The following is a 9,866-nucleotide window of genomic DNA, read 5'->3' on the forward strand; positions in this document are numbered from 1 at the left end:
TAGTTTATTTCACAAACCATTCACTCGACAAAATGATGTAGCGAAAGGGTTTTTGTAATGTAATATAGGCGAGATGGGCGCTATTTCTAGCCCAAAAAGCGTTCAACAAATTAGCTGAATCAAGCGTTATATATTTTTTAGCCGCATCGGATTTAGGCTCTGATTTTGTATCTGGTTTAAGGTAAATATACCCACTGTCATCATCGCGGAGTGGAACATCATCCCATATCAAATTGCACCATGTTGTCAAAAACTCTTTCTCGTTTCTAACAATATCCAGTCCAAATCTTGTTTCCGTTGGATTTTCTTCAAGAATAAAAGACCAATTATCGCCAGAGGACTTCATGTTAATGCTAAATCCCAACAGCGTAATACCAGGCACAGGACTGACTCGTAATACCGGAAACTGATATTCTGGATTTCCTTTTTCTTGCGCATAGATAATGGTATTCGGATAACGCATCAGGAGATCCCCTTTAATCAGGAGCACCCAAAGCTCTCCACGACCCGGGACCATATTTTCACCAAGACCTCTTTCCCATTCATGTATTTCAGAAATATCATGTTGAACAGGCTTATCACTGCCGCGATCATCCCAGAATTTCCGGAAGTAAGTCTTGCCCAAATGAGTGGGATATTCCCGCCACAATAGCTCACGGCTCATTTCATGATTGAGCCCTACCAGGTACGCTTCAATGAATGCCGCATTAGTTTTTAAAGTAACCAATGAGTTATTGGGAATCTGATCGACTCCAGGAATGAGCATTTCCTGGAATAAATCACGCAGCGGCTCACACATCGGCTGAGGAAAAGACAAAGAATCCTTGCTGCGCAATTCGAGTGGCTTTTGATCTTCAGCATTAGAGGGGGCCTTATCTAATTTACGTTGCCGAGAATCCTTCAACCCGCTTTGCGGCAATTCCAATCTAGCCTGTATATCCTCTCTGAAAGTCAAGTTGGGTCTGATATTTTCCAGGCGGGTTTTTTTGACTGTATCGATCAATTCTTGTTGGGGTTCAGGCAACACCGGTTGAGCCTGAACAACGAAAACTGGATAATAACTCGCTATTATCCAGGGAATTACAACGCTGACCGGCGAAGTTACTAAAACTTCCTCTCTTTTTTCAGGTGAACCGACCGCCGCTGTAATGCGAGAAATCTTAGGACTTTTTTGCTGCAGCTTTTGCTCACCCAAAGCCAGACCGCCGCCAAATAAATGTCCTTGCGATCTCAACAAACGGCGGCAACTCGCCGACACGAGCACCTTCTCTAATTGATTCTCTGCTAACTCTGTAGCCACCCGCTTAGTCTTTTGAGATGCAGCAGATTTTTTTTCACCCGAATGTAAATGGTAATCTACCGCTTTAGCAACAGGCTCGGTTATCTGCATAAAGGTCGCATCCGATAGACGTCCGAGTCGTTTAAAAATTGAATTTGACACATTCTCGGCAAGTTGTTTTTGCCTGATCAACTGATTAGCTGCCTGCCATCCGCCGGCTTGCTCCCACGCAGCTGCCATTAGCTGTTCTTGCTGACGTTGAATGACCTGTGTGCCCAACGCAGCCGCAACCCGATAGCGTGGATCGGTATTAAGTTGCTCGTACCAGAAAGGTAAGCCGGCATCATCTAGAGACGGTATACTGGGTACATCCTTTTTTACATGCCAGCTACCATAAACAGGCAGCGGAACATTGTCTGAAGGAGATTGAGAACCATCAATTCGCTTCCCAATCTTATCCCCAATATTTTCGAGAACATCTTTATCCTCTGAATCTGGTTCATTTGATGTTTCAAGTTCAAGAGCGCTGATGATATCCAGCGTTACTGCTGGATCTGGCTTTTTGTCGAATAAACTTGAGATGTCCATGCGACGAAAGAAAGTCTCCTGAACTTTTTTATCCAACTCTCCAGGCATCTTAAGTCTTTTGACAAAACTCTTGAAATCCCCTTCCATTGCTGTACTGAATTCCCAATGATAATAAACAGGTAATCTAATCATGCCACTGTCGCTTAGCTTCCAAGCTGGCGCTAACTGACCATTCTGATCTGCGCCTTCAATCACCTTAAAAGCAGGCACGACACAAGCCATGTAATGATCATTTGCTTGCAGCTTGCGCGGACAGATTAGCCGGGAAACATTTTGCAAAGGTTTGGCTGCTAATTCGCCAGGAATATGCTCCTGGCTGGCACCTGAAGCCCCAACGTACTGTGCATGCGCCCATGCCCATGATTCATTCAGGTCTGGAAGTTCTTTAATATCGCATTCTAATTCCGGCGATGACTTTGCAGGATCCGTAATAATTTTCCCATTCTCTTTGCGTAAAACCACCAAAACAATCCAGGGCAACAGACAGTCATTGGCGTCAGGCTTGCCAGGAGTAAATAGCCACGGAAAATCAGGCCGGTCAAACTCAATGAATGGAAAAAGATGAGGTAGAAAATCCGCCGTAAGATGACGTGGCTCGGTGCGGACAACTTCACGCGAATCAATTCCAACCACATCGCCAGGACCAAAGAGCGATAAATCGTTGACTTTAACAGGCTGGTCATTGAGCTTAAGATCAACGATGATCTTTGCTCGCTCAGGAAAGGATAAGCCACCATGGAACGCATTTTCACCGAGTACAGGCATATCCTTATCGTTCTTCAACAAGCCATAGCGAACCCAAGGTAAAAAATAGTAGGAAGTATCATTCATCTAAGACTCACTCTATAAAGGAACTATTTTTAATCGCGCTCGCGTTGCTGGTGATGCATTTCGATTTATCTTCAATAAATCCAACGCCTCGGTATAGCTTTCCACAACTTTCGTTTCTTGGCTTTTCACCGTACGTTTAGAACTAGAAGCCGTTGATTTTCTTCTAATTGAATTATTTCCATTTCTGGTATCGGTAGCGGCATTGCCACCCACGACTATGAAGCTACGTGGTTTCACATTAAAAACAGGTACAGCACTTTTTACCCCATCACTTTGGTATCTTGCATTTCCTGTCTTTAGCAGCAAGGATTGTCCAACTGCTCCCAAACAGGCAACTTGTTCTAAAAATTCATTGGTCAATCGATAGGGTTGGGCATCCTTTGAAGATTTCCCTGTACGCTTCTTGGAAATCGGCGCTTTCGCGGTTTTTATGCTGGATACAGTCTTTTTAGATGCGTCAGAGTATTCAGTCTCATACTCCATCTCATTTTCTATGACAGCAGCCCCGCAACTAAACCCCTCTTGCGTAAAGCGTATACCAGCATCCTTTTGCTCAAATGAATCGGCTGCAATCTTCTCGTCATCAGTCATGTCACGAAAATGCGCTGGAGCAAACCAATCCTGAACATAATCTGATTTTTGCACATCAACACCATCAACTAACAACTTAAAGTGTTGCACCCCGTCCTTTAAGGTGGCATTACCAAATTTATAGATATCTTCATTGAGTGGCGCTACGCGTTGATTCACCTGTAACATTGCCAATGGATGAACTAATATGCCGCCTCCCTTAGCTTGTTCACGAAATACAACCAACGGATGTTCACCCTGTGGAAGCTGAGTGGACCAATTGGTAGGTTCTTTCAATGCTTCGTTCATCCGTGGCAACAAATCCACGGGCGTTGGTAATTCAGGATGCAATTCCTCGCCTGATTTGACTTCGAAGGGAATCTTGACTTCAAAAAACAACAGCGTAAACCGGGCCTCTCCCCAGGCATGCCACGGCGTTGGGCCAGTCAAATTCATATCCAGCTTGATGCAAAGCAGCACTTGCTTGCCGCTCTTAATGGCGATCATGGCGCCCAGGCCGATGGCAAGTCCGAATGGATCAAATTGAATCAAAGCATCGAAGCTTAGTTGCCCTTCCAGGCTAAAAGGGCCAGCTTTGGCATAAATTTCCAACGCAGCGCCAAACTGAACCGTATTGGTTGTGATCGCCATATAAGCTGCCAGCCGCAATCGTGGATTATCACCTGTCGCAAGGCTGATCGCTACGCGCTGCAGCGCCGGGAAACCAGGAGGTGCTTTGAATGCCGGGTGGAAACCACCAACAGACAATAGAAACCCGGGTGATGCTCCGAAATTGGCACGCAAGGCCATTTCACCGGTAATCGTAAAGCCCTTGATTTCAGAATCGTATAACACCGCATCCAAAGACACATCGCCCGTTGCGAATTCAATCACACCGAGTGAATCGAGTTTCAAGCGTACCACCGGATTTTTCTCATCCGGTAATTTCAAGCTCAGGCGGCCAAGAATCAATAACCGGATCGGATCAGGTAATTCCAAAATAATGCCTAGCTCCAGTTTAATCAGTTCATTAGGCCCCCAACCCAAAATCACCATCGGGCCAAAGACAAAACGGCCCTCCGCAGGCGGGAATACCGCTTTTAGGTCACTGATAATACGCGCGATATTTTTATTTGGATCGGATGGGAATAAGATTGAGCCCAACGTGCCATTGCGTAATCCACTGCGTAAAGCATCAACTGTGACGGTACGATTAATCCCCAGAAGACCGCCCAGCCCATTCAACGTAAATCCATAACCCAACTGGATTCCGGGAGAAAATTGCACCGCAACCAACGCCAATAACGAAAAACCCGGAGAACCATCTGGCATCCGGGTTGTTATCAGTCCTACTGCTGTGACACTGATTTTTTTGACTATCTCCAGGTAAACAAACCCGGAGTACATCGCATTATCCGGGTCAAACTCAAGAAACCCAGCCCCAACCACCGCACTGGCGTCGATGACAAGCCCCGCGCCTTTAGGGGGTTTAAAACCAATCCCCAAATTTACCGGCCCAAGATTGCCACCTCTCTCCGGGAAAGAAATATCGGCTTTTAATCCCATTTGCTCAATTGCCACAGTAACAGGCCCGAGCTTAAGTGTTACCGAAGTAGCCGCTGCCAGACTAATGCCTGATTCCTTTGCCAGGATAGCCAGATAAACGGAATTGATGAGGAGTACATCAAACAGATTTTTGTTGATGGGCAAAGTAGTTTCTAAACCGGCACCACCTCGGAAATAGAGTCCTTTCTTGTTTGACCAGCCGATGATAAGGTCGAAATCGATACGTATACCATCCTTGGGGAGGATTTTTTGGAGGAAACCGTCACTTTTAGTATTGCTTAAGGAAATTTGGCCACCCTTAATTGGAAGCTCTACGAAAAACTCTGCGTCATTGTTCTTAAACTGCAGACCAAGTGCTATGCCAGCACCATCGGCTTCGATCACAGCAATATCACTCTGTCCCAACAAAAAGATTTTCTTACCTGGATCAGCCTTGTTTGTTAGAGTCGACGTTATGCGAAAATCATAATTTACTCCTACGTTAGCTCCATCATCTAGTGCTCGTATCTCTACCTGATCAAAACTGACTATAAGTCCAAAACGTCCCGTCACGTTGCCAGAAAATATAAAATCGAGCTCCCAGTTCTGTCCAACGTTTGCTTTCTGGGAAGTGTTACCAATACCATAAGGGACTATCGCTAATCCACCGCCATTGACTTGATTAGATGATAATTTCTGAATAGCGAAGCCAGCCCGTAAATCTATATCGCTTGCTTCACGAAAAAGAGGAACATGAACCTCCAGCTCCGGTCGATCGACAGCTCCATCCCAACCCAAAGCTATTCCATCAGCCTCAGTGGGATAAGCAAAGGAAGCAGGAAATCCCACACTCCGTAGAAGAAAAACCAATGGAGCGAATAGTCGATAAGGATTAAAACTCTCGTCTCCCCAACCATAGATGTCTCTAGCTGCCACTTTCGGATCACGTATAAAGACTATTATTCTTTCTAAGCGCAATCGCGCTAGTCGTTGGTTAAAATCATCAGCATCCAGATCTCCAAACTCGATTATTCCAAATTGGGCCAGAAAATTAAAAACAGCCGGATGTTGCTCTTCCAGATATTCGGTAATAAGGTATTCTAATAATATTTGACCAAGATCTTGGAGTTCAATCAGAATCCCATCAGCTTGATAAGCCTTTAGTTGTAGTTGATTAAGTTTCTGTAGATTACTGATAATGCTCTCAAGTGCTTGGATAGCAGTCGGTATATTATTTAAATCTAATGAATCAGGCTGTTCAACAAGTGATTCAACTGTTTTATAGACAGCAGAAATGCTACTTAGTAGATCCCTTATAGACTGAATGGTCTGATTTCCTAAAGTTCTTTCAAGCCTCAAGCCAACAGATTCTAGAATAATTTGAAAAAACTCTGGTAGCTCAGCCGCATCAGCCGTTGAATTTTGCTGAGCAAGCGGCTTTAAGGCCAAGACTAGTTCTTTTGCCAGGGTTCCTAATGTACTTTCTTGCTCACTTGTCATTGGCCAGATCCTTCTTTTACTTTGGGTCTATAATGGTTTTTCCATTTTTCCCGCAAGCTATCACTGTGCGATATTTGTTCGAGCGCTTCTTGGCGGTTGATATGATATTTAATCGTGTGCAAGACACCTTGAGTTTTAATTATTTCCCATCCATTTGGATCACTTTGCATTATTGGCATATACCAGCGAGGGGAGACTGCGGTTGGATCACAGACATTAACCGTGAACTTAATGTAAGGAATAATCAATCGTCGCAATCGCAGCGGGACACTGATAGGGGGTGGCAGGATTGAAGCAACTATGTTTTCAGCCAGCGGAACCCAGTTATACCTTTTTAGTTTTACTGAACAATTACCATGAAGAATACTTTTTTCGCTAAATGGTAAACCGGTCGGCTTCAAAGTCCTTGGTTGGTAGATAACTAACAGATCTTTCAAAAGTTGCTCTAAACCGCGAGCTTTTTCCTCTGAGGTAATAGTATGAATAATCTCTACTGGTACATCTTTAGGGATAGCGCAAACTACATTAGCAGCAGGATGATTAGTAAGATGCTCAATTAGTTCCAGCCAGTTAACCCATTGTTGACTTTCAGGTCGATTAGCATAGTTAGGATCAGCTCTACGCAAAATCGTTTGAACAACGTAATAATGAGCAGCTGTGGCACAGTTTTTCATCTCTTGATACAGCACTTCACTGCCATGATCTTTGGCGATCAGTGAGTGACAACCTATACGTTCAGCTCCCATTGCATTAAATTTAGCTTCAATAGAATAGTGCATCTCATATTGCAGCAATAATTTAGCTAGCTTTTCTGGTAATTGCTTAATTATCCAAATCTCAGGAGCTGCTAATAGCTCTACAATTTCCTTTACTGACTTATAGATGCTAATCCCCGTCCTGCCACCTCTAACAGTATTAGTTACTCCTCGTATGAAATCAAAAAAGTATTTGAAAAGTAGAGCTGCATATTCTGGGCGGATATATTTAGGGCTAATTTGCTGGATTTCTTGAAAAAGTGGCATTCGCTCGAATAGTTTGGAAAAGTCATCAACATTCACTGATGGACTTTTAACTTTCTCGATGAATTTGTCGACACTATTTAGAGTATCCAGCGGAGTGTTCTCAATGAACCACAAAATGGCTTCTACAACACTGTTTTCTTTGTTATCGCGATTTAGCTTTCCAGAATCATCAATTATTTCCAGGAAATCACTAACTAGCTTATCAAACTTATCTAGAATTGCTGCATCACTACCTTCTATGTCAACGATATAATCATGCGCGCTACGGATATCTCGAGTTACATCGCGCGGAAGCAAAGGCAAACCCTCAATCAACAAATGCCCTAATGAAATCTTAGTATCTTTGAAATCAAAGTAACCAGTAACAACGTAATCTTCTTCAGCATTTACCGTCCAATCGTCAGGAATCTGCTGAAAATTGTATCGCTTCAGTCGTTTTAAAAAGCGTGATTCGTCGAATTGATAGCTTTTAGGAAGATACTTATCCCCCATCACTAAAGCAGCATGTTCTATAAAGTTCGAGTGAGCGAAGAAGTCTTCCAATCCATGCAAAGCTTGCCCCAATTCAGCCAAACCTAAGTTCCAACCTATATCGCTGTCAGAAATACCTGATGTAGCAAGATAGCGACTTGCCCAATCTATATCCAATTTGGTTAATCTCCCTGCAATGATCTCAAGAAAGTCACGCAAATAAATATACAGATCGGGTGATTGCGATTGATTGCCCGTTCTCGGACCAGTTGCGCGTCTATCGTCATACTGAGTAGCTCCACCGCCAGGAACCCCTTCGAGCGGTTCTGGATGAGTAGGGCGGTCTAGATGTTCATGAGGATAATACTGTTGATATAAAGTTTCGAGAATTTTTAAATAGGCCTCCAGATCCATTCTAAGTGGCTGGCCATCAGATTTAGGATGAACAAACTTAAAATAGCCTTTAAGCAAGATGCCTGGCTGAACAGCTTTATACCATGGTGAAGTTCCATTAACTGGATCAGGTTGAATAATAAAGTTAAAAAATTCATTAACCGCAGTTAATAGTTTTTCCCTCTGTTTACGAATTATCGAGTCATAAAGAAAAAGTTCATCTAATGGAATTAATCTATTATTTAAAATGACAATACCATTTGAAGCCCAAATACCATTTATAGCCCAATCAGTGATATCTTCAATATAATTTTTTATTGTATCAGCAGCAGTAGTAGCAGCGACTGGATCAATTAATTGACTTAAATCAGCAATCCAGTTACCCAGGTAAAAAGCATTCAATCGCGGATTCTCCATTGTTTGACTAAACGCAGCTTTCAGCAATGGTAATCCCGCAGCTTCGGCGACACTTTCATGACCGTGCGTGTTCATCTCATTTCACTCCTTGTATGAACATCTGCAAATAAAACAGGAAATATTAGTCATCGCGAATCTTTGTATTCAAAGATAGAACCTTCATCAGTTATTCTTTTCAGAAAAATAAAACTAATTGATATTTAGTCATATAAAAACCTTAAAGGCGAAGCACTCAAAAGTTTTTTAAGCTTCGTAATTTGTTCTTGTGTAGTTGCAAGCATCCAATTAGCAACTGTCATCGCAGCGGCTTGTTCCGACCACTGTTTTTCCGCAACAGCGTCTTCAATACCAACCGCCGCTTCCCATAGTGTTGCAATAATCCAGTAACGGTCTTCCTCAGTTTTGGTGCCGTTAGCGAGCTCAAGCAGATTTTTACAATACTTCATTACTTCCCGCCGGATGCGTTGCGCTTGAACAAAATCTGCAATGGCTTCGGCGCGCATTCCAGTTTGTTCTTCAACTGCTGCTCGCTCATTCAAGAGAAAAGCGACGTTGATTCCGTTGTAATAATCTTGCTTGAGATAGAAACCGCGCTCGTATGCTGAGATCGCTTCATCGAGAAATTTACGATCATGCTCGAGCTCCCAGAGCTTTTTGTGTATGGCTCCCCATAACCCCAATGTCTCCGGATCGTTTGTAGTTTCCGGCTTAAGTGTTTGTAAAATCTTGTGAGCTGCCAAGAGTGCAGTTTTGGGATCAGGCAGTTTATGTTTATAAGTTGCCAAAGCAAGCTGCTGGATGACGTATTCGTCATTCGGGCGCATTTGCAGAATCGCTTCAAACAATGGTTTGGCGGTACCAAAATTATCCTGCATCATGGCTTGCCGGGCCAAGTCTAAAAGCTGTTTTGCATTCTGATCCGTTGAAGCATTTGAGAGACTTGTATTTGCTGTATTTGTTACATCTGTTGATGAATTAACAGCTGAGAATACACTGGGCGGCTCTAAATCAGGCAAGAAGGTGTAAACAGAGCTATCGGTTTTCTGTTGGGTAATAATCTCAGTTATCGCCGCTTTAAGTTCATTGATAAAGCGATTGGCTTCTTGCCAACTCAACCCTTCTTTGCCAAGGTGTTTGTATGTACGAAAAACGATATGATTGAAATCAAAAGGATAATTAAATTCGGTTTCTGCGATTACAATAGTTGCATAAGGCCGTAAGGCATAGCGCACGCCGAGTTCATAGGCTGC

The 9,866-nt window shown here is 43.2% G+C and carries 4 protein-coding genes; all 4 read right to left on the reverse strand.

Going from position 1 to position 9,866, the window contains the following annotated elements:
• Positions 1-4: 4 nt before the first annotated feature.
• On the reverse strand, positions 5-2,329 hold the full coding sequence (locus Q0K92_RS06520; protein WP_297325002.1) for a hypothetical protein: 2,325 nt from the start codon (positions 2,327-2,329) through the stop codon (positions 5-7).
• 381 nt (positions 2,330-2,710) lie between these two features.
• Positions 2,711-6,313, reverse strand: a complete 3,603-nt coding sequence (locus Q0K92_RS06525) for a DUF6603 domain-containing protein (protein ID WP_297325003.1) — start codon at positions 6,311-6,313, stop codon at positions 2,711-2,713.
• A complete protein-coding gene (locus Q0K92_RS06530) occupies positions 6,310-8,691 on the reverse strand; it encodes an HET-C-related protein (RefSeq protein WP_297325004.1) in 2,382 nt (793 codons plus the stop codon). The genes Q0K92_RS06525 and Q0K92_RS06530 overlap by 4 nt, the downstream gene beginning before the upstream one ends.
• A 125-nt stretch (positions 8,692-8,816) precedes the next feature.
• Positions 8,817-9,866: TRAFs-binding domain-containing protein (locus Q0K92_RS06535; protein ID WP_297325005.1), on the reverse strand; the 1,050-nt coding region annotated here is incomplete at its 5' end.

Source organism: Nitrosomonas sp., from assembly GCF_024282095.1.
Lineage (GTDB): Bacteria > Pseudomonadota > Gammaproteobacteria > Burkholderiales > Nitrosomonadaceae > Nitrosomonas.